Source organism: Pseudomonas baltica, from assembly GCF_031880315.1.
Classification (GTDB): Bacteria; Pseudomonadota; Gammaproteobacteria; order Pseudomonadales; family Pseudomonadaceae; genus Aquipseudomonas.
In genome coordinates, this window is the sequence record NZ_CP134771.1 from 4,662,271 (window position 1) to 4,680,677 (window position 18,407).

The following is an 18,407-nucleotide window of genomic DNA, read 5'->3' on the forward strand; positions in this document are numbered from 1 at the left end:
ACCACACCCATGCCTTGAGCAAGCGCGTTGCGATAAGTCCCGCACTTTTCTTTCAATAAACCTGCCTACGTAGGCTTTCCTGCTACAAATTGTTTCAATGCGAATCATTCCCTGATAGCCGGTGTATCTTGTTCGCCCTTTATGCCCATCCGGGGCGCCATGTCGTCGCCATCAGGAATATCCGCTCATGTCTGTTACCCGCCGCCAAATTCTCACGGGCGTGGCCGGCCTTGCTGTGGTCGGGGTGACTGCGGGCGGGCTGGGGCGTTATTGGCTGGGGCGTTCCGATCCTGAGGTCGGGCACGACTATCAGCTGATTGCCGCACCGCTGGACGTCGAGTTGGTACCGGGGCATACCACCCAGGCTTGGGCGTTCGGGCCGAGTGCGCCGGGCACTGAACTGCGCGCGAGGCAGGGCGACTGGCTGCGGGTGCGATTCATCAATCGGCTGCCGGTCGAAACCACCATCCATTGGCACGGCATCCGCTTGCCGCTGGAAATGGACGGGGTGCCTTATGTCTCCCAGTTACCGGTCAAACCGGGCGAATTCTTCGACTATCGCTTCCGCGTGCCGGATGCTGGCAGCTATTGGTACCACCCCCATGTTGCCAGCAGCGAAGAACTGGGGCGCGGGTTGGTGGGGCCGTTGATCATAGAAGAGCGCGAACCTACAGGTTTCGCTCACGAGCGTACGGTAAGCCTGAAGAACTGGCACGTGGACGAGCAGGGGGCCTTCCTGCCTTTCAGTATTGCCCGCGAAGCGGCTCGCAATGGCACGCTGGGACGCCTGTCCAGCGTCAACGGCGTGCATCTGGGCGTCGTCGACTTGCCGGCGGGCGAGGTGGTGCGGGTCCGCCTGCTCAATCTGGATAACACCGCCACGTACAGGATCAATCTCAGAGGCCAGTTCGAGGCGCGGATCTACGCGCTGGACGGCAACCCGATAGAACCACGCGATCTGGACAAGGAGTATTGGCTCGGCCCCGGCATGCGCATCGATCTGGCCATTCGCGCGCCGGCGGCCGGCGAGGTGATCGCCCTGCGCGATGGCCCGGTGCGGCTGGGCACGTTTCGGGTGGTCGCACCGGTCGAGCACTCGGCAACCACTCGCGACTGGCCGCCTGCGCTGCCTGCCAATCCGGTGGCCGAGCCGGACCTGAACAACGCCGAAAAAATCAACTTCAACTTCGAATGGGTTGGCTCCGTCTCGGTAGACACCGATAATGGTCGCCCGCCCAGCCTCTGGCAGATCAATGGCCAGGCCTGGGATATCACCGACAAGACCTGCGCCGATCGCCCCATCGCGCGCTTGGTCAAAGGCAACAGCTACATCCTCGAATTGAAGAACATGACCCAGTACCAGCATCCCATCCACCTGCACGGTATGAGTTTCAAGGTGATCGCATCCAATCGCCATGAAGTCGTTCCGTACTTCACCGATACCTACCTGCTGGGTCGCAACGAGCGCGCCCAAGTGGCATTGGTGGCGGATAACCCGGGGACCTGGATGTTTCACTGCCATGTGATCGACCACATGGAAACCGGCCTCATGGCCGCGATCGAGGTGGCCTGATGCGTCAGCCATTGATCGTCGACCGCAGCCGCGACCGGGATTTCATGCTCGAGGCGTTGGCCTTGGCCGCCCAGGGCGCAGCGCTGGGTGAGGTGCCCGTGGGGGCAGTACTGGTGCAGAACGGCGAAATCGTAGGCCGTGGTTTCAACTGCCCCATCAGTGGCAGCGATCCCAGCGCCCATGCCGAGATGGTCGCCATCCGCAACGCCGCCCAGTCGGTGCAGAACTACCGGCTGCCGGGCAGTACACTTTACGTCACGCTGGAACCTTGCAGCATGTGCGCCGGATTGATCGTGCATTCACGAATCGCGCGAGTGGTGTACGGCGCGCTCGAGCCCAAGGCGGGGATCGTGCAGAGCCAGGGGCAGTTCTTCAGCCAAGGCTTTCTGAACCATCGGGTGGTGGTTGAGGGGGGGGTGTTGGCGCAGGAGTGTGGGGCGATTTTGAGTGAGTTCTTCAAGGCCCGTCGCGCGAAACTCTAGGCGCTGGCCAATCAGAGCGGCGGCGTCTGCTCCGGTGCCTTGGTCTTGTCGATCCCCGGCACATGCAGATTGCCATCCGCCACCTGGCTGCCTTCCAGCTGTGGCTGCGTCACCCAGGTGAGGATGTCGTAATAGCGGCGGATGTTGGCCACGAAGTGCACCGGCTCGCCGCCGCGGGCGTAGCCGTAGCGCGTCTTGCTGTACCACTGCTTCTGCGCCAGGCGCGGCAGCATCTTCTTGACGTCCAGCCACTTGTTGGGGTCCAGGCCTTCGTTCTGCGCCAGCTTGCGCGCGTCGTCAAGATGCGCCGAGCCGATGTTGTAGGAGGCGAGGGCGAACCAGGTACGGTCGGGCTCAAGGATGCTGTCATCGAGCTGGTCGCGCACATAGGCGAAGTACTTGGCGCCGCCGATAATGCTCTGCTTGGGGTCGAGCCGGTTGGACACGCCCATGGCCTGGGCGGTGCTCTGGGTCAGCATCATCAGGCCGCGCACGCCGGTCTTGGAGGTGACGTCCGCCTGCCACATGGATTCCTGATAGCCGATGGCGGCGAGCAGGCGCCAGTCCACCTCTTCAGTCTTGGCCGAAGTGCGGAACTGCTTCTCGAATTTTGGCAGACGTTGCTGCAGGTGTTGAGCGAAAGTGGTGGCGCCGACATAACCAAGTACGTCGACATGGCCGTAGTAGCGATCCTTGAGGCGCTGCAGCGTGCCGTTCTTGTCGACGTTGTCGATGTAGCGGTTGAGCTCGTCCAGCAGGCTGTTGTCTTCGCCTGCCGCCACGGCCCAGCGTTGCTGACGGGCATCGCCGAGGTCGAAGGCGACACGCACGTTGGGGAAGTACACCTGGTTCATGGCCACTTCGTTGGAGTCGACCAGGGTCAGGTCGATCTGGCCCTCGTCGACCATCCGCAGCAAGTCGACCACTTCGACGGCGTCGGACTCTTCATATTGTATTTCAGGATATTGCTTCTTCAGCTCGGCGAGCTGTTCGGCGTGACTGCTGCCCTTGAGTACCATGATCTTCTTGCCCACCAGATCGGCCGCTTCGGTCGGCCGCGATTGGCCGTTGCGGTAGATGATCTGCGGGGTGACTTCAAGATAAGGGTGGGTGAAGCGTACCTGCTTGTCGCGCGTCGGTGTGCTGACCAGACCCGCAGCGGCCAGCACTGGAGCTCCGGGTTTGCCGAGGCGTCCGAACAGATCGTCGAGGTTGTCGGCGGTCTCGATTTGCAGCTTTACGCCCAGATCGTCGGCGAAATGCTTGACCAGTTCGTACTCGAAACCGGTTTCACCATTTCGATCCTGGAAGTACGTTGCCGGGCTGTTGCGGGTGACAACGCGCAGGACTCCATCCTCCTTGATGCGCTCCAGTGTGGTGGTTTTATCCACGCAGCCATTGAGCGCCAGGAAGATACCGAGTACGCCGAGCCATCTGGCGCAGCGCGAGCGTGAAACTCTCTGGGCAAACATCGGTGCAGTATACGCAAAGCGCGTCCGTCGCCATATCTCGACAGAATGGGGATGGTCTGCTATGCGGGGTGCTCAGTAGTGTGAGCCCCTGATGCTACAACTGTGGGAGCGGGCTCTGCCCGCCAAGCTTCTGAGGCATAAAAGCTCGCGGGCAGAGCCCGCTCCCACAGGGGCCGACACGCGGATTGGTACTGCGACACCGTTTCGGGTGCCGTGAGCAACGGTTTAGGCTAGAATGCACGGCCTCAAAGCACACCCCTTCTCGAGGCTGTCCCGAAGATGTTGATCCTGCGCGGCGCTCCTGCCCTTTCTGCCTTTCGCCACGGTAAATTACTCGAGCAACTGAGCCAGAAAGTCCCTGCTGTTACTGGCCTGTATGCTGAATTTGCCCACTTCGCTGAAGTCACTGGCGAATTGACCGACGAGCAACAGCACGTCCTGGCTCGTCTGCTCAAATACGGCCCGAGCGTGCCGGTGCAGGAGCCTGCCGGGCGCCTGTTCCTGGTCATGCCGCGCTTCGGTACCATTTCGCCTTGGTCGAGCAAGGCCAGCGATATCGCCCACAACTGCGGGTTGAGCAACGTCTCGCGGCTTGAACGCGGTATTGCCTTCTATGTCGCCGGCGAGTTCGATGCCGCTCAGGCACAGCTGGTGGCGGACGTGCTGCACGACCGCATGACCCAGATCGTGCTGGGCAAGCTTGAAGAGGCCGCCGGCCTGTTCAGCCACGCCGAGCCCAAGCCGCTGACCGCCATCGATGTGCTCGGTGGTGGCCGCGCCGCGCTCGAAGCCGCCAACGTTTCGCTGGGCCTGGCCCTGGCCGAAGACGAAATCGACTATCTGGTCACCAGCTTTGTAGGACTGGGGCGCAACCCCCACGACATCGAATTGATGATGTTCGCCCAGGCCAACTCCGAGCACTGCCGTCACAAGATCTTCAACGCCAGTTGGGATATCGACGGCCAGAGCCAGGAAAAAAGCCTGTTTGGCATGATCAAGAACACCTACGTGATGCACAGCGAAGGCGTGCTGTCGGCCTACAAGGACAACGCTTCGGTGATCGTCGGCAACGTTGCCGGGCGTTTCTTCCCGAACCCTGACACCCGCCAGTACGGCGCGGTGCAGGAGCCGGTGCACATCCTGATGAAGGTCGAGACCCACAACCACCCGACCGCGATCGCCCCGTTCCCCGGCGCGTCCACCGGTTCCGGTGGCGAGATTCGCGACGAGGGCGCGACCGGTCGTGGTGCCAAGCCCAAGGCTGGTCTCACCGGCTTCACTGTGTCCAACTTGAATATCCCGGGTTTCGAACAACCTTGGGAAAAGGCCTACGGCAAGCCCGAGCGCATCGTCACCGCGCTGGACATCATGCTCGACGGCCCGCTGGGCGGCGCCGCGTTCAACAACGAATTCGGTCGCCCGGCGCTGACGGGCTATTTCCGTACGTTCGAGCAGACCATCAACACCCCCCACGGTGAAGAAGTCCGTGGTTACCACAAGCCGATCATGTTGGCTGGCGGCATGGGCAACATCCGCGCCGAACACGTGCAAAAAGGCGAGATCACCGTCGGCTCCAAGCTGATCGTGCTCGGTGGCCCGGCCATGCTAATCGGCCTGGGCGGCGGCGCTGCCTCGTCGATGGCCACAGGTGCCAGCTCGGCGGATCTGGACTTCGCCTCGGTACAGCGCGAAAACCCGGAAATGGAACGCCGCTGCCAAGAGGTCATCGACCGCTGCTGGCAGTTGGGCGACAAGAACCCGATCAGCTTCATCCACGACGTCGGCGCGGGCGGTCTGTCCAACGCCTTCCCGGAACTGGTCAACGACGGCGGCCGTGGCGGTCGTTTCGAGCTGCGTAATGTGCCGAACGACGAGCCAGGCATGGCGCCGCTGGAAATCTGGAGCAACGAATCCCAGGAACGTTACGTCATGGCCGTCGACGCGGCCGACTTCGAACGCTTCCAGGCCATTTGCGAGCGTGAGCGCTGCCCGTTTGCAGTAGTCGGCGAAGCCACAGCCGAGCCGCAGCTGACCGTTACCGACAGCCACTTCGGCAACAACGCCGTGGACATGCCGCTGGAAGTACTGCTGGGCAAGGCGCCACGCATGCACCGCAGTGCCGTGCGCGAAGCTGAGTTGGGCGACGATTTCGATCCGAGCACCCTGGATCTCGCCGACTCGGTGACCCGCGTGCTGCATCACCCGGCCGTGGCCAGCAAGAGCTTCCTGATCACCATCGGCGACCGCTCGATCACCGGCCTGGTGGCCCGTGATCAGATGGTCGGTCCTTGGCAGGTTCCGGTGGCCGACGTCGCCGTGACCGCCACCAGCTTCGACGTCTATACCGGTGAAGCCATGGCCATGGGCGAGCGTACGCCGCTGGCACTGCTGGATGCTCCGGCCTCCGGGCGCATGGCGATTGGCGAAACCCTGACCAACATCGCCGCCTCGGCGATCGGCAAGATTTCCGATATCAAACTGTCTGCCAACTGGATGTCCGCTGCCGGTCATCCGGGCGAAGACGCTCGTCTGTACGACGCGGTAAAAGCGGTCGGCATGGAGTTGTGCCCTGAGTTGGGCATCACCATTCCAGTGGGCAAGGACTCCATGTCCATGAAAACCCGCTGGAGCGATGAGGGCGTCGAGAAGAGCGTCACCTCGCCGATGTCGCTGATCATCACCGGCTTCGCGCCGGTCACCGATATCCGCAAGACCCTGACACCGCAACTGCGCATGGACAAGGGCGAGACCGATCTGGTGTTGATCGACCTCGGTCGCGGCCAGAACCGCATGGGCGCCTCGATCCTCGCCCAGACCCACGGCAAGCTCGGTGCCCAGGCGCCGGACGTCGATGACGCAGAAGACCTCAAGGCCTTCTTCGCCGTGATCCAGGGCCTGAATGCCGACGGTCACCTGCTGGCCTACCACGACCGTTCCGACGGCGGCTTGCTGACCAGCGTGGTCGAAATGGCCTTCGCCGGTCACTGCGGCCTCAATCTGCACCTCGATACCCTGGCCCACAACGCTGCGGAAATCCCTGCCATCCTCTTCAACGAAGAGCTGGGTGCCGTGATCCAGGTTCGCCAGGATGCCACCCCGGACATTCTCGCGCAGTTCAGTGCGGCGGGTCTGGGGGGGGATTGCGTCGCGGTGATCGGCCAGCCGGTCAACAACGGCGAAGTGCGGATCAGCTTCTACGGCGAAACCGTCTTCAGCGGCGAGCGTCGTCTGCTGCAGCGGCAGTGGGCCGAAACCAGCTATCAGGTCCAGCGCCTGCGTGACAACGTCACCTGCGCCGAGCAGGAATTCGATGCCCTGTTGGAAGAAGACAACCCGGGCCTGAGCGCCAAGCTGGGCTTCGATGTCAACGACAACATCAGCGCGCCGTACATCAAGAAAGGTGTGCGCCCGCAGGTGGCCGTGCTTCGGGAGCAGGGCGTCAATGGCCAGGTCGAAATGGCTGCGGCCTTCGACCGTGCCGGTTTCAACGCCATCGACGTGCACATGAGCGATATCCTCGCCGGTTGTGTCGATCTCAACGAGTACAAGGGCCTGGTCGCTTGCGGCGGCTTCTCCTACGGCGACGTGTTGGGTGCCGGTGAAGGCTGGGCCAAGTCGGCGCTGTTCAACGCTCGTGCTCGTGATGCGTTCCAGCAGTTCTTCGAGCGCACCGACAGCTTCACCCTTGGTGTGTGCAACGGTTGCCAGATGATGTCCAACCTGCACGAGCTGATTCCGGGGTCGGAGTTCTGGCCGCACTTCGTGCGCAACCGTTCCGAGCAGTTCGAGGCGCGGGTGGCCATGGTTCAGGTTCAGGAGTCGAACTCGATCTTCCTGCAGGGCATGGCCGGTTCGCGCATGCCGATCGCCATCGCTCACGGTGAAGGCCATGCCGAGTTCGCCAGCCAGGACGCGCTGCTGCAAGCGGACTTGTCGGGTTGCGTGGCACTGCGCTTCGTCGACAACCACGGCAAGGTCACCGAGACCTACCCGGCCAACCCGAACGGTTCGCCGCGCGGGATCACCGGTCTGACCAGCCGTGACGGCCGTGTGACCATCATGATGCCGCACCCGGAGCGGGTATTCCGAGGCGTGCAGAACTCGTGGAAGCCTGAGGACTGGAACGAAGATGCCGCCTGGATGCGCATGTTCCGCAATGCTCGCGTGTGGGTGAACTAAGGCGTGTACAAGCTGGCCTTTTTCGTCCCGCCCAGCCATCTGGAGGCCGTCAAACAGGCGGTCTTCACGGCTGGCGGGGGACGCCTCGGTGCCTATGACCAGTGTTGCTGGCAGGTGCTGGGGGAGGGCCAGTTCCGGCCACTGGACGGCAGCCAGCCGTTCATTGGCCAAAGCGGCATCGTCGAAAAACTCGTGGAGTGGAAGGTCGAGCTGGTGGTCGATGAAGGCATGATTGCCGACGTCGTCACCGCGCTCAAGGCCGCCCATCCCTACGAGACGCCGGCCTATGAGGTGTGGCGGCTCGAAAGTTTTTGACACCCGGTAATCCTGTTCCATGGCTACTGGCGCCTTCGCGGGCGAGCCTTGCTCTCACAGTGCAGAGACCTTGAGTCGTATGCCTGTGGGAGCACAGCTTGCTGGCGAAGTGGCCGGGCCGGCTACCGCGATAACTGCACTAACGCTGCTGTACAGTCGCTTTGAGCTGCTGCGTCTCGCTATGCCCACCCCCTCGAACCAGGCCAAGATTGACCCCGTTCTCGGTGTCCTTGCCAAATGAATCCTTCAACCCCTTCACCAGATCCAGCGGTGCATTCGAACCGTTGATGCCGGCTTCTGCCCGATAGTCCTGACCGCTGAGGTCGGTCTTCTTCACTGCACCATCACCCAACTCGACATTGCTCGCAGTCAGGCTCGCACCCGTCAGTGTGGTGTTGCCTTGCACCTGCAGATCGATGTTCCGGGTCGCCGTCAATGCGGTGGCCCGGAGTGCGGTATTGCGATGCTGCTCCACGACATCGATGCCGACCGAAGGAGTTATGTTCGGGTCGATTTTCGACAGCCGCTTGCCAGCGGCTTCCTGCACCTTGGCACCAAAAGGCCCGGCCAGCGAGGTGGCGCCGTTGACCAGCCCTTGGGGGTTCTTCTCCCGGCTGAGTTTCAGGTCGACATTCACTGCCAGGCCGTCGACCTGGTCCTGGCGTGTTTCGACGTGCAGGTCGCCGCCGACGGCGCCGGTGATATTCCCCGCCTCCAGGTTGGCGCCGGCCAGTCGTGTGTCGTCAGCGCTATTGATCATCAGTGAGTCGGCCTTCAGCCGAGCGTTGCTGTGGGTGGTGCTATCCAGTTGCTCCAGCCCCAGCTTTACTCGGCCGTAGAGGCCTGAAGTATCGGCACTCGGGGCAGCGGGGTTGCTTTTGCTGTTGGCGCCAGCGCCAACGGCCATGTCGATATTGTCGCGATGGTCAGTGGACTGCGCTGACTCGATCAGCACGCCGCCGTTGCTGGCATCAACCTGCAGAGCCTTGGTGGTGGCTTGCAGGCCCTGCAGGTGCACTGCGTCGTCCGCCTTGGCGGCACTGGCGAAAGTGACGCCGTCGCGACCTTGGAACTCGGCGTTGTGCGAAGTCTGCGCCTGTTCGTCGACCCGCGCTGTAGTGAACGCACCCCCGAGGCCGCCACCTTTGCCGCCTGCAGTCGGATTGCCGGAAGCGGTGATTTGCAGCGCGCCGCCCATGCCTGAGCCTTTGGCTTCATGGGTGTCGGTGCTGGGCAAAACCTGCACCCGGCCATTCGCTTGCAGATCGATGCTGGCCGCTGGCTGCTGCGCGCTGCCAATGCGTGTCCCTTCGAGGCGCAGGTCATCCTCGCTTTTCAGGCGTACCTTGCCGGTCGTGTCGATCTGCGTGATCCGAGCCTGAGCGTCCTGAGTGTGGCTTTCCTTGCCATCAAGCTTGCTCAGCAGGCTCGCCGCTTTGCTGGCGCCCGGCGTCGTGCTGGCTTTCAGCTGACCGAAGCCGCCCAGGGATTGCTCGTCGACGCTCTGCCGGTCGTTGGCCTGAGGGGCCGAAAGTGTGCCGCCGCTGACGATCGAAACATCGCCCGAACCGCCGTTGATCCGCGTGCCCTCGTAGATCCCATTGGTGCCCAGCTGGATGGTGATGCCTTGCCGGCCGGTCAGGCTGCCCGGCACCGCGACTTGCTGGGTGGAGGCGTTGTTCATCGAGTCACCGACACCCAGGAGTTTGGCGTTGATATCGCTACCGGTGACGGTATCGACTCGTGCGGCGACCTCGACATTCCAGCGATCCAGGGTCTTTTGCTGCAGGTTGGCGGCCGCGAGCATCTGGTGTTCCTGGGCGATCATTTGGATCTTGCGGGCTTCATACTGGGTGGCCACATCCGTGACGGTACCCGGCACGTGCAGGTCGATCACGTCGGCCTTGATCTGGGTGCCGCGCGCGGTTTTGGTGGATTCTTCGGCCTTGCGCTTCTGGTAACCGGCGGCGATGTCGATGCCCAGGCTCGGTGGGTCCATGGCGTCTTCGACGCCGTTCTGTTGCAGGCGGGTCTGTTCTTCGCCATTGACGGCCTTTTCTATCGGGCGAGTGATGTCCTTGTACTCGATGCTCAGGCCTGCCTTGCCTTCGAGGGTGACCTTGTCGGTGGTTTCGCGGGTCGTGTCGTACACCGCCTGGTTGTCGACCGTGCCAGCGTGCTCTTCATAGATGCCTTTGACGTTGATCCTGGCGCCGTGCTTTTGCACCAGGCCTGTGCCGTTGTCGGCAATGATCCGTGCAGTGCCATTGATGTCCAGCTCGGTGGCTGCTGCCTGAGTACTGTTCTTGGTGACGCGCTCATGTTCGTATTTGCCTACCGAAGCGCTGCCGACACGATCGATTCCGCCCTCGACGCGTACATAGCCGCCGGAAACCGTCCGCTCCTGTTCGCTGCTGTGTTCGGCATCGGTGCTGAGGAGTTTCACCGCCTTGCCGTTAATCTCGGCATCCCCATCACGCGTCTTGAGTCTGGACGAGTCGACCACTACCTCGTCGCCGGCCTTGAGTGTCAGGCTATTGCCCTCAAGCGCGCTGCCCTGCACCCTCTCGTCAACGGTATGAATGCTGTCGGTGTTCTTTTCCCAGCCGACTTGCCCGGCGAACTGCTTGCTCCCCGGCTTGCCGTCTTCGGCGACCTTGGTCTCACCCGCCGACGCGACGTATCCGTGAGTCGTGCGGGTGTTCTTCTCGACGACTCGATCCTTGACCGGCTCGATTTTCACATCACCCCCGGCTTCGATCGTCACTTTGCCGTCCGCGATCAGCGTTGAACCCTTGACGACGATATCCTGGGACGCCACGACCTGGAGATTGCTCTCGGCGCGCACTTCACTACTCTTGTTGAGCGTTTCTTCGCGCTCATGACGACGGTCGTCCTTGAACAGGCCGAACACCTTGCTGTTGTCCTTGCTGGTCTCGACCTTGCGAATGTTCTCGACACTCTCGATGAACACCCCGTCCTGCTTGCTGATCAACAGCGCGTCCTCGCTGCCCTTGACCTGACTGCCGCGCACGGCCAGCCGATCCGTGTCGATGATCAGCTTGCCGCCGGCCTCCACCGTGCTGCCTTGGTGGGTCACGCGCTGGTCGCCATCCTTGCCGGTATCACCGAAAAAATGCCCGGACACCAAGTCGCCTCGATAGCGCTTGTCGCTCTTGCTGTCCTTCAAGGCGACGGTGTCGACATCGACGCTGCGGGCCTTGATCGTCATGTCGGTGCGGCTTTCGAGCGAGCTGCCGCCGATGCGCAGTTTGCCGCCGCTTTGCAGGTCGATATCGCCACCGAGCAGCATGCTTTGCTCGGCGGTTTCCTCGATCGTCTCTCGGCGAGTGTCTTGGCGCCATAGGTGCTTGCGGTGGGCGCTTCGTTCATCCACGTGCTTGCGATCTATCGCCGCCTCGATCTGCAGATCACCGCCGGTTCTGACCTCCAAGTGGCCGTTAGCCCGCACGAAAGCACCGCGCACGATAGCGTTTTCGCCGACCTCCACCTTCATGTCTGCGGCGGCGGCGAACAGGCTGCCGAGCTGCTGGGTCTCGGTCGTGGTGCGATCGCGGTGATAGGTTTCGGTGGTCACGAACCAGGCTTTGTTTTTCCAGTTTTCGTTGTCCTTGGCAATGGTCTCGCGGGTCGCCGCGTCCAGATAGAGGTTCTTGCGGGTGCGCACGTTGATGTGGCTCCCTGAGGCATCAAGCGCGCTCAGGTGCATATCGCCCTCACTGCGCAGGTCCAGGCGGCCGGCGCCTGAATCGAGGCGGGTGAGTTTTATGTGATTGGCGTCGCGTCTGTCCCCGCTGAGATGCAGCTCACCGGCCGAATGCACCTGCACGCCGTCGCCAGCCTCGATCAGCGGTGAGGCAAGCCGCACGCCGGCGCCCTGCGCGGTGCTGACGATACGAATGCGCCCGGCACGCATGGCACCGAACAGGCTGGCGTCGTAACGTTGCTCGGCCTGGCTGCGCTGGGCGGTCTCGACGATTTCGCCATCGTCATAGCGAAGGCGGTTGTTGCCGGCAATGATGTCCAGCTGGCCCTGGTTGGTCAGATCTCCGGTGGTCTCGATGCGTGGCGCAATCAGGCTGATGCTGCCCTGAGGGTTCTGCAGGCCTTTGGGGCCCACTTCCAGCAGGCCGTCACCGCGCAGGCTGTCGAGGTAGACGACGCCGGTGCCGTCGATGTCCGGTCGCCCGACCAGAAACGAGGCGCGCGGCGCATTGATGAATCCCCCGCCGTTGACGTAGATGCCATTGGGGTTGGCAAGCACATAGTCGGCGGCCTGGCCGAAAATCTCCTGGGTGCCGAGGATGCGTGACTGTTCCTGGCCAATGACATAGTTGAAGATCATATCGGCGGCGCGCCCTTGATACTGCGGGTTCGCCGCCAGGTAGCCGGCAAGCTGCGACTCCCCGGCGCTGAGGGAATTGTTGATGACCACGCCCTCCCTGGCGACGTTGTAGAGCTCGAAGAAGTTGACCGAGTCGCCATTGGCGTTGGGCGCCACTGGGGTGATCACGGTGGCGGATCCATTGGGATCCACCCCGGCGATTGCGCCGTTGGGGCCGGGCGCCGGCTGGATACCGTCTTGTGCGCTGGCCAGCGCCGGGGCCAGCAGCAGGCTGGCGATGATCCAGCGCAGGGGATCGTGACGCAGGCGGAACAGGGGAAGCGGCAGGGGGATCATTGGCGTTTCTCTAGTTATTGTAGGTAGGGAGATCACAGTTTCAGCGCCAGCTCCAGGCGCCAGAACCCCGGTGGCCGGGATGCGCCGGGCAGGTACAGTGCGTGCTGATAGCCAAGGTTCAAGCGGGTATGGCGGTTGACCAGCGCGATGCCGGCGCTGGCGGCGGCCATGCGCGCTACCGACGCAAACGGATCGCGGATAGCACGCTGCAAGGGATCGAGGCGCCGCCAGCCGACGTCCAGCCCTAGCTGTGGTTCGAGGGACCAGCCGGCGCCAAGTCCGTGTTTGAGGATCAGGGTGTTGTTCCAGCTGGCGGCGTTGCTGGCTGCCAGCGACAGGTCCTGCAGGCCGCGCACGGCGTACTGCTCGGTGAGCACCTGCTGCTCGGCGGGGGGGAGCGGGTCGCGGCTGTATTGCGCGGCCAGTTGACTGCGCCATTGCCACTGCTGGCCGGCCCAGGGGCGCTGCGTCAGGTAGCCCAGCGATATGCGCCATTTGGTGAATTGCCCGCGTGGCGAGTCGGGTAGCGCGCTGGGGTTGCCGCCTGATTTGCGTATCACGTCGCGGTGCTGGGCATCGCTGCGCCAGTCGCTCAGTCCGCGGCTGACGCCCAGGTAGGCGGTCCAGATGCCTTGCTGGGTCCATAGCAGATTCAAGCCCGCTTCGGCATTCAGCAGTCGCGGACTTTGCGGCTCCAGCAATTGTTCGCCGATCCACGCGTCGGTGCGCTTGCGGTCGATCCGCACGGTGGCGCTCAGCAACCGTTGCTGATCCCGCCACAGGCTGCGTTCAAGCCCCATGCCCAGGGCGGTATTGCTGCCGTGGCTGAGTCTGGTACCCGCCAGTCCGACCACCGGCATCTGGTATTCGGACCCGTTGGCACTCAGGTTGAAGCTCCAGGCCTCGAACGGTATGGCGTAGTAAACACCCAGGATGCGACTCAAGGCTGGAGCATGGGCGAACGTCTGGCCGGCGCTGAGGTAGATGAAATCGTTAAGGTGCAACGGGCTGTCCAGGCTAACCGTCAGTTGTGCTTGATGCCGGCCGGTATTGGCTTTGCCGGCGTTGTTGAAGTTGGCGTTGAGGCTCCAGCGCGAGGGGCGGCTGAGGGGGCGGATGACGATACGGCTGGCGCCGATAGCATCGCCGGGTTCGACGTCGGCGGTGAGGTCGAACGCCTGCAGTCGATTGAGTTGTTCCAGCCCGCGCTCCAGGTTTCGTAGCTGCAGCGGTTGCCCGAGCATGCCATTGAAGGCGCTGCGCAGTGACAGGGGCAGGCTTTGGTCGCTGACCTCGATCGACTCGACGAAGCCTTCGGTGATGTCGAGGCGCAGTGGCTCTCTATCGGCGGGGGGCAACGCCAACTGGGGGCGGCTGGCGATATAGCCTTTGTCGACATACAAGGCCGTGATGGCGGCGAGCAGGCGGTTGATCTGTTCGGTATCGATGCACGCTGAAAGGTGCGGTGCGATAGCCTGGGTGATGTCTGCCTGGGCGATCAGGCGATTGCCGGTCAGGCGTATGCCGTCGACCCACCAGCAGCGTTGGCTGAAGGAGAAGGGGATGGCGGCCTGATTTGGCGGCGCCACCGAGGCGGGCCCCAGGAGGGGTGGCGGGCGCCTCATGCTGCGTAAACGCTGACCGAGTTCGAGCTGTTCGCGCTGGCGCACCACGCTCTGAGCGTCGATCAATGACTGTGCGGCCACTTCCGGGCTGAATAGCAGGACGAGGGCCAGGGCGGTCATGACCCCTGCACGGAGCCTTACAGAGCGCTGTAGAAGCGTGGCGGTCATGTGCCTTACCCGAATCTGATTGTTTCGGGCAACTCTACTGAGCGAGGCTATTTACGTCGGCCAGACGAGTCCTACAACGGTGTCAGGGGAGGCTGAGCAGTGTGTGGGGTATTTCCTACAGAGGTACAAAACAGTTCAGAGCGCAGGTATCAGGGGCGAATCTCGATCATCGTGCCGTCCTTGACCAGCGACCAGACCTCGCGCATGTCGGCGTTGTTCATGGCGATGCAGCCGTCGGTCCAGTCCAGGGAGGCGAAGTACCATTCCGGGTAGTCGTCGCTGATCGGCGTGCCGTGGATCATGATCATGCCGCCTGGGGGGGTGCCTTCACGGCGCGCACGGGCAGCGTCATCGATATTGGGGTAGGACACGTGCATGGCCAGATTGTAGCGGTCGCTGGTCTTGCGCCAGTCGAGCCAGTAGAAGCCCTCGGGGGTGCGGCGGTCGCCCTCGGCCAGCTTGGGCCCGCGGGGCTGCTTGCCCAGGGAAATCTTGTAGGCCTTGACCGGCTCGCCATGGCTCATGAGCTCCAGGCGGTGGGCGGATTTGATCACCAGCACCTTGTCGATGGCGATATTGGCCAGGGTGCGGGCAGGGCTGGCAGGCGCTGGAAGGGTGGTTGTCGGGGCAAAGGCGACCGAGGGCACTGGTGCTTTCAAGTTCGGTGCCCAAGCCGCTGCGCCGGGGGGCGTCGGCTTAGCGGCGTTGGCTGCCGGGGTGACGGTTTGCGCTGGCGACGAGGGTGCCGCTCTCGGTGCAACGGGCGCAGGCGCCGATACCGCAGCGATGGGCCGCTTGATTACCGTAACGGTGAGCTCTGCGCAGGCAAACGCCGGAAGAGACAGGCAAAGCAAGGCAAGCAACCAGCGCATTTAACGACATCCTGAATGAATACGCGCCCGCCGGGCGTCAGGTAGGGCTGCCCGGCAACCCGGTGAGCAGAGGGGGCAATGATTCGTTTCGAACTGGATAGTGATCCCCCAGCCGGTCAGCGAAGTAGCATTCTAGGGTACGTCCGACCGTTGGAAAAGCCAGATCCGACCAAGGTATTTCGCTTTCCTTGAACAGCCGGGTTTCGAGGCTTTCGCTCCCCACGGCGAAATCCAGATCGGCCAGCGTGGCGCGGAAGAACACATGTACCTGGCTGATGTGCGGCAGGTCGAACAGGGTGTAGAGCGCCAGGTCGCGCACGCGGGCGCAGGCTTCTTCGTCGGTTTCCCGACAGGCGGCCTGCTCGAGGGTCTCGCCGTTCTCCATGAACCCTGCGGGCAAGGTCCAGAACCCGTAGCGTGGCTCGATGGCGCGCCGACACAAGAGCACCTGATCACCCCAGATCGGCAGGCAACCAGCGACTATATTGGGGTTCTGATAATGGATGCAGTGGCAGTGCTCACAGACAAAGCGCAGCCGGTTGTCGCCTTCGGGCACCAACTGGCTGACGGGATGGGCGCACTGGCTGCAGAATTTCATGGAAGGCCTCCTGGTCGATGGGCCTATCTTGGTGCTTGCCGGGGTTTGCTGGCAAGCCACGCAAGCGAAGCGGCCAACAGCTTAAGTGCATATCTGCGCTCCTCTCACCGCAGCACGGACCCATAAACAGCACTTGGGCGGCGCGTCGCTTTGGTGCATCATGCAGGGCAAGCAACGCATTGAGAGAAGCCATGCTGGACGAGCTACTTCGCCGTGTAAGCAGCCATACGCCGCGCACCCTGGAGACGGATCAGCGTTTTCCCGAGGCCGCCGTTTTATTGCCCATCACTCGTGGGGATACGCCCGAACTGGTACTCACCCTGCGCGCCAAGGGGCTGTCGACCCATGGCGGTGAAGTCGCCTTTCCCGGTGGGCGCCGCGATCCCGAAGACCCTGACCTCATGTACACCGCCCTGCGCGAAGCCGAAGAGGAAATCGGCCTGCCGCCCGGGTTGGTGGAAATCGTCGGGCCACTGAGCCCGCTGGTGTCCAAGCACGGCATCAAGGTCACGCCTTTCGTGGGGATCATTCCCGACTTTGTCGAATATCGCGCCAATGATGCGGAAATTGCCGCGGTCTTCAGCGTGCCGCTGGAGTTTTTTCGCCAGGACCCGCGCGAGCACACCCATCGTATCGATTATGCCGGCCAGAGCTGGTATGTGCCCAGTTACCGTTACGACGGCTACAAGATCTGGGGGCTGTCCGCGATCATGATCGTCGAGTTGATGAACCTGCTGTATGACGCCAATATCAGCCTGCATCGTCCGCCTGCGCACTTCACGCCGGTCTGACCCCGCGACCGAGGAATCTTTTCCATGATCTACCGCCTGGGCGATGACGCGCCCGATCTTGATCCCAGCAGCTGGACTGCGCCCAGTGCCACACTGATCGGCAAGGTGCGCCTGCAGGCCGGCGCCAGTGTGTGGTTTGGCGCCGTGCTGCGCGGTGACAACGAGCTGATCGATATCGGCGTGAACAGCAATGTGCAGGATGGCACCGTGATGCACACCGATGCTGGCGTGCCACTGACCATCGGCACCGGTGTGACCATTGGCCACAACGCCATGCTGCATGGTTGCACGGTGGGCGACTACAGCCTGATCGGCATCAACGCTGTCATCCTCAATGGCGCAAAAATCGGCAAGCATTGCATCATCGGCGCCAATTCGCTGATCGCCGAAGGCAAGGAAATCCCCGATGGCTCGTTGGTGATGGGCTCTCCGGGCAAGGTCGTGCGCGAGTTGACCGAGGTCCAGAAGCAAGGCCTGCGGGCGTCCGCCCAGCATTATGTCGACAATGCCCGGCGCTATGCGCGGGATCTCAAGCCCGTGGACCCAGCATGAGCACTGAACGCGAACGCCCGGTGGCATCGCCCTGCATCAGCGTCTGCGCGCTGGATGACCACGACATGTGCACCGGTTGCCAGCGCACCGCGGCGGAGATCACCCGTTGGGGGCGCATGGACAACAACGAGCGGCGTGCAGTATTGGCTCAGTGCCACGAGCGGGCGAGGACGCAGGGGTTGCTGTTCAGTCAGTGACATCGGTGTGGAACGGGCCGTCCCTGTCGCGGGCAAGCCTTGCTCCCACAGTAGCGAGCCGTGCACCGGTGGGAGCAAGGCTTGCCCGCGATGAGGCCCTGGAGCCAAGCGCGCAGGTGTAAACTGGATACCTTTCTCGAATCCCATGCCCTTCCTGATCGCCTCCCACAGTAGCGAGTCGTGCACCGGTGGGAGCAAGGCTTGCCCGCGATGAGGCCCTGGAGTCGAGCACACAGGTGTAAACTGGATACCTTTCTCGAATCCCATGCCCTTCCTGATCGCCTCCCACAGTAGCGAGTCGTGCACCGGTGGGAGCAAGGCTTGCCCGCGATGAGGCCCTGGAGTCGAGCACAGGTGTAAACTGGATACCTTTCTCTATGCCTGCCCACAATCCCATGCCCTTCCTGATCGCCTACATCGCCAGCGTCGTGCTGATCAACTACGCTTTTTCTGCGGCGCCGCACCTGGATGTCATCTGGTCGGCATGGGGCGGGCTGGTGTTCATCCTGCGCGACATGGTCCAGACCCGCTTCGGTCATGGCACCCTCTTGGCGATGCTGGCGGCCCTGGTGCTGTCCTACATCACTTCCGATCCGGCCATCGCCCTGGCTAGCGCCACCGCGTTCGGCCTCTCGGAACTGATCGACTGGCTGGTGTTTTCCATCACCAAGCGGCCGTTGCATGACCGCTTGTGGCTGAGCTCGGCGCTGAGCATTCCGCTCGATACCTTCATCTTTTTCGGCATGATCGGCGCTCTTTTCCCCGCAGTGGTCGGCACGGCGCTGGTGTCCAAGTTCGCTGGGGTCAGCGTGGTGTGGATGATCATGCACTGGCGGGCACGGAAAAACCTCGCCCGGCGCTGAACAGTGGATGCCCGGTCA

The 18,407-nt window shown here is 62.7% G+C and carries 13 protein-coding genes; 8 read left to right on the top strand and 5 right to left on the bottom strand.

Translation table 11 applies throughout. From position 1 onward, the window contains the following. Positions 1–187: 187 nt before the first annotated feature. Both REH34_RS20910 and tadA read left to right on the top strand, forming a co-directional pair. Positions 188–1,573 carry a multicopper oxidase family protein gene (locus tag REH34_RS20910; RefSeq protein WP_311969047.1) on the top strand — a complete coding sequence of 462 codons (1,386 nt, stop codon included), beginning with the start codon at positions 188–190 and terminating at the stop codon, positions 1,571–1,573. Then, entirely contained in the window at positions 1,573–2,055 is a 483-nt protein-coding gene (gene tadA, locus REH34_RS20915; RefSeq protein ID WP_226503171.1) for a tRNA adenosine(34) deaminase TadA, read from the top strand. Before REH34_RS20910 ends, tadA begins: the two co-directional genes overlap by 1 nt. A gap of 11 nt (positions 2,056–2,066) precedes the next feature. Here tadA and mltF read toward each other — a convergent pair whose 3' ends face one another. Then, complete coding sequence (gene mltF / locus REH34_RS20920) at positions 2,067–3,527, bottom strand: membrane-bound lytic murein transglycosylase MltF (protein WP_226503172.1); 1,461 nt, start codon at positions 3,525–3,527, stop codon at positions 2,067–2,069. A gap of 279 nt (positions 3,528–3,806) precedes the next feature. On the opposite strand from mltF, the gene purL reads away from it, so the two are divergent. Further along, the gene (gene purL / locus REH34_RS20925) at positions 3,807–7,706 is read left to right on the top strand and encodes a phosphoribosylformylglycinamidine synthase (protein WP_311969048.1); all 3,900 of its coding nucleotides are present in this window, start codon (positions 3,807–3,809) and stop codon (positions 7,704–7,706) included. Positions 7,707–7,709: 3 nt separating this feature from the next. Then, positions 7,710–8,021 carry a YqfO family protein gene (locus REH34_RS20930; protein WP_226503174.1) on the top strand — a complete coding sequence of 104 codons (312 nt, stop codon included), beginning with the start codon at positions 7,710–7,712 and terminating at the stop codon, positions 8,019–8,021. A gap of 139 nt (positions 8,022–8,160) precedes the next feature. On the opposite strand, the gene REH34_RS20935 is transcribed toward REH34_RS20930, so the two are convergent. The 4 genes from REH34_RS20935 to REH34_RS20950 all read right to left on the bottom strand — a co-directional run bounded on the left by REH34_RS20935 (position 8,161) and on the right by REH34_RS20950 (position 15,986). Beyond that, positions 8,161–12,723: a hemagglutinin repeat-containing protein gene (locus REH34_RS20935; protein ID WP_311969049.1), complete on the bottom strand. Its 4,563-nt coding sequence runs from the start codon at positions 12,721–12,723 to the stop codon at positions 8,161–8,163. 32 nt (positions 12,724–12,755) lie between these two features. Then, entirely contained in the window at positions 12,756–14,468 is a 1,713-nt protein-coding gene (locus REH34_RS20940) for a ShlB/FhaC/HecB family hemolysin secretion/activation protein (RefSeq protein WP_311969050.1), read from the bottom strand. 197 nt (positions 14,469–14,665) lie between these two features. Beyond that, positions 14,666–15,163 carry a murein L,D-transpeptidase family protein gene (locus REH34_RS20945; protein WP_409373343.1) on the bottom strand — a complete coding sequence of 166 codons (498 nt, stop codon included), beginning with the start codon at positions 15,161–15,163 and terminating at the stop codon, positions 14,666–14,668. 262 nt (positions 15,164–15,425) lie between these two features. Continuing rightward, the gene (locus REH34_RS20950) at positions 15,426–15,986 is read right to left on the bottom strand and encodes an NUDIX hydrolase (RefSeq protein ID WP_311969051.1); all 561 of its coding nucleotides are present in this window, start codon (positions 15,984–15,986) and stop codon (positions 15,426–15,428) included. 191 nt (positions 15,987–16,177) lie between these two features. Between REH34_RS20950 and REH34_RS20955 the strand changes: the two genes are divergently transcribed. From REH34_RS20955 to REH34_RS20970, 4 genes are all read left to right on the top strand, one after another. Beyond that, a complete protein-coding gene (locus REH34_RS20955) occupies positions 16,178–16,777 on the top strand; it encodes a CoA pyrophosphatase (RefSeq protein WP_226503178.1) in 600 nt (199 codons plus the stop codon). Positions 16,778–16,801: 24 nt separating this feature from the next. Beyond that, the gene (locus REH34_RS20960; protein WP_311969052.1) at positions 16,802–17,329 is read left to right on the top strand and encodes a gamma carbonic anhydrase family protein; all 528 of its coding nucleotides are present in this window, start codon (positions 16,802–16,804) and stop codon (positions 17,327–17,329) included. Next, positions 17,326–17,526, top strand: a complete 201-nt coding sequence (locus REH34_RS20965) for a DUF1289 domain-containing protein (protein WP_226503180.1) — start codon at positions 17,326–17,328, stop codon at positions 17,524–17,526. The genes REH34_RS20960 and REH34_RS20965 overlap by 4 nt, the downstream gene beginning before the upstream one ends. A 395-nt stretch (positions 17,527–17,921) precedes the next feature. Next, positions 17,922–18,389 (top strand): VUT family protein, encoded by a 468-nt coding sequence (locus REH34_RS20970; protein ID WP_226503681.1) that lies wholly within the window; start codon positions 17,922–17,924, stop codon positions 18,387–18,389. The last annotated feature ends 18 nt before the right edge of the window (positions 18,390–18,407 follow it).

Bases quoted from the DNA above. Each gene is read 5' to 3' on its own strand.
- REH34_RS20910 (WP_311969047.1), top strand. From the start codon at position 188: ATGTCTGTTACCCGCCGCCAAATTCTCACGGGCGTGGCCGGCCTTGCT.
- tadA (WP_226503171.1), top strand. From the start codon at position 1,573: ATGCGTCAGCCATTGATCGTCGACCGCAGCCGCGACCGGGATTTCATG.
- mltF (WP_226503172.1), bottom strand. From the start codon at position 3,527: ATGTTTGCCCAGAGAGTTTCACGCTCGCGCTGCGCCAGATGGCTCGGC.
- purL (WP_311969048.1), top strand. From the start codon at position 3,807: ATGTTGATCCTGCGCGGCGCTCCTGCCCTTTCTGCCTTTCGCCACGGT.
- REH34_RS20935 (WP_311969049.1), bottom strand. From the start codon at position 12,723: ATGATCCCCCTGCCGCTTCCCCTGTTCCGCCTGCGTCACGATCCCCTG.
- REH34_RS20940 (WP_311969050.1), bottom strand. From the start codon at position 14,468: ATGACCGCCCTGGCCCTCGTCCTGCTATTCAGCCCGGAAGTGGCCGCA.
- REH34_RS20950 (WP_311969051.1), bottom strand. From the start codon at position 15,986: ATGAAATTCTGCAGCCAGTGCGCCCATCCCGTCAGCCAGTTGGTGCCC.
- REH34_RS20955 (WP_226503178.1), top strand. From the start codon at position 16,178: ATGCTGGACGAGCTACTTCGCCGTGTAAGCAGCCATACGCCGCGCACC.
- REH34_RS20960 (WP_311969052.1), top strand. From the start codon at position 16,802: ATGATCTACCGCCTGGGCGATGACGCGCCCGATCTTGATCCCAGCAGC.
- REH34_RS20965 (WP_226503180.1), top strand. From the start codon at position 17,326: ATGAGCACTGAACGCGAACGCCCGGTGGCATCGCCCTGCATCAGCGTC.
- REH34_RS20970 (WP_226503681.1), top strand. From the start codon at position 17,922: ATGCCCTTCCTGATCGCCTACATCGCCAGCGTCGTGCTGATCAACTAC.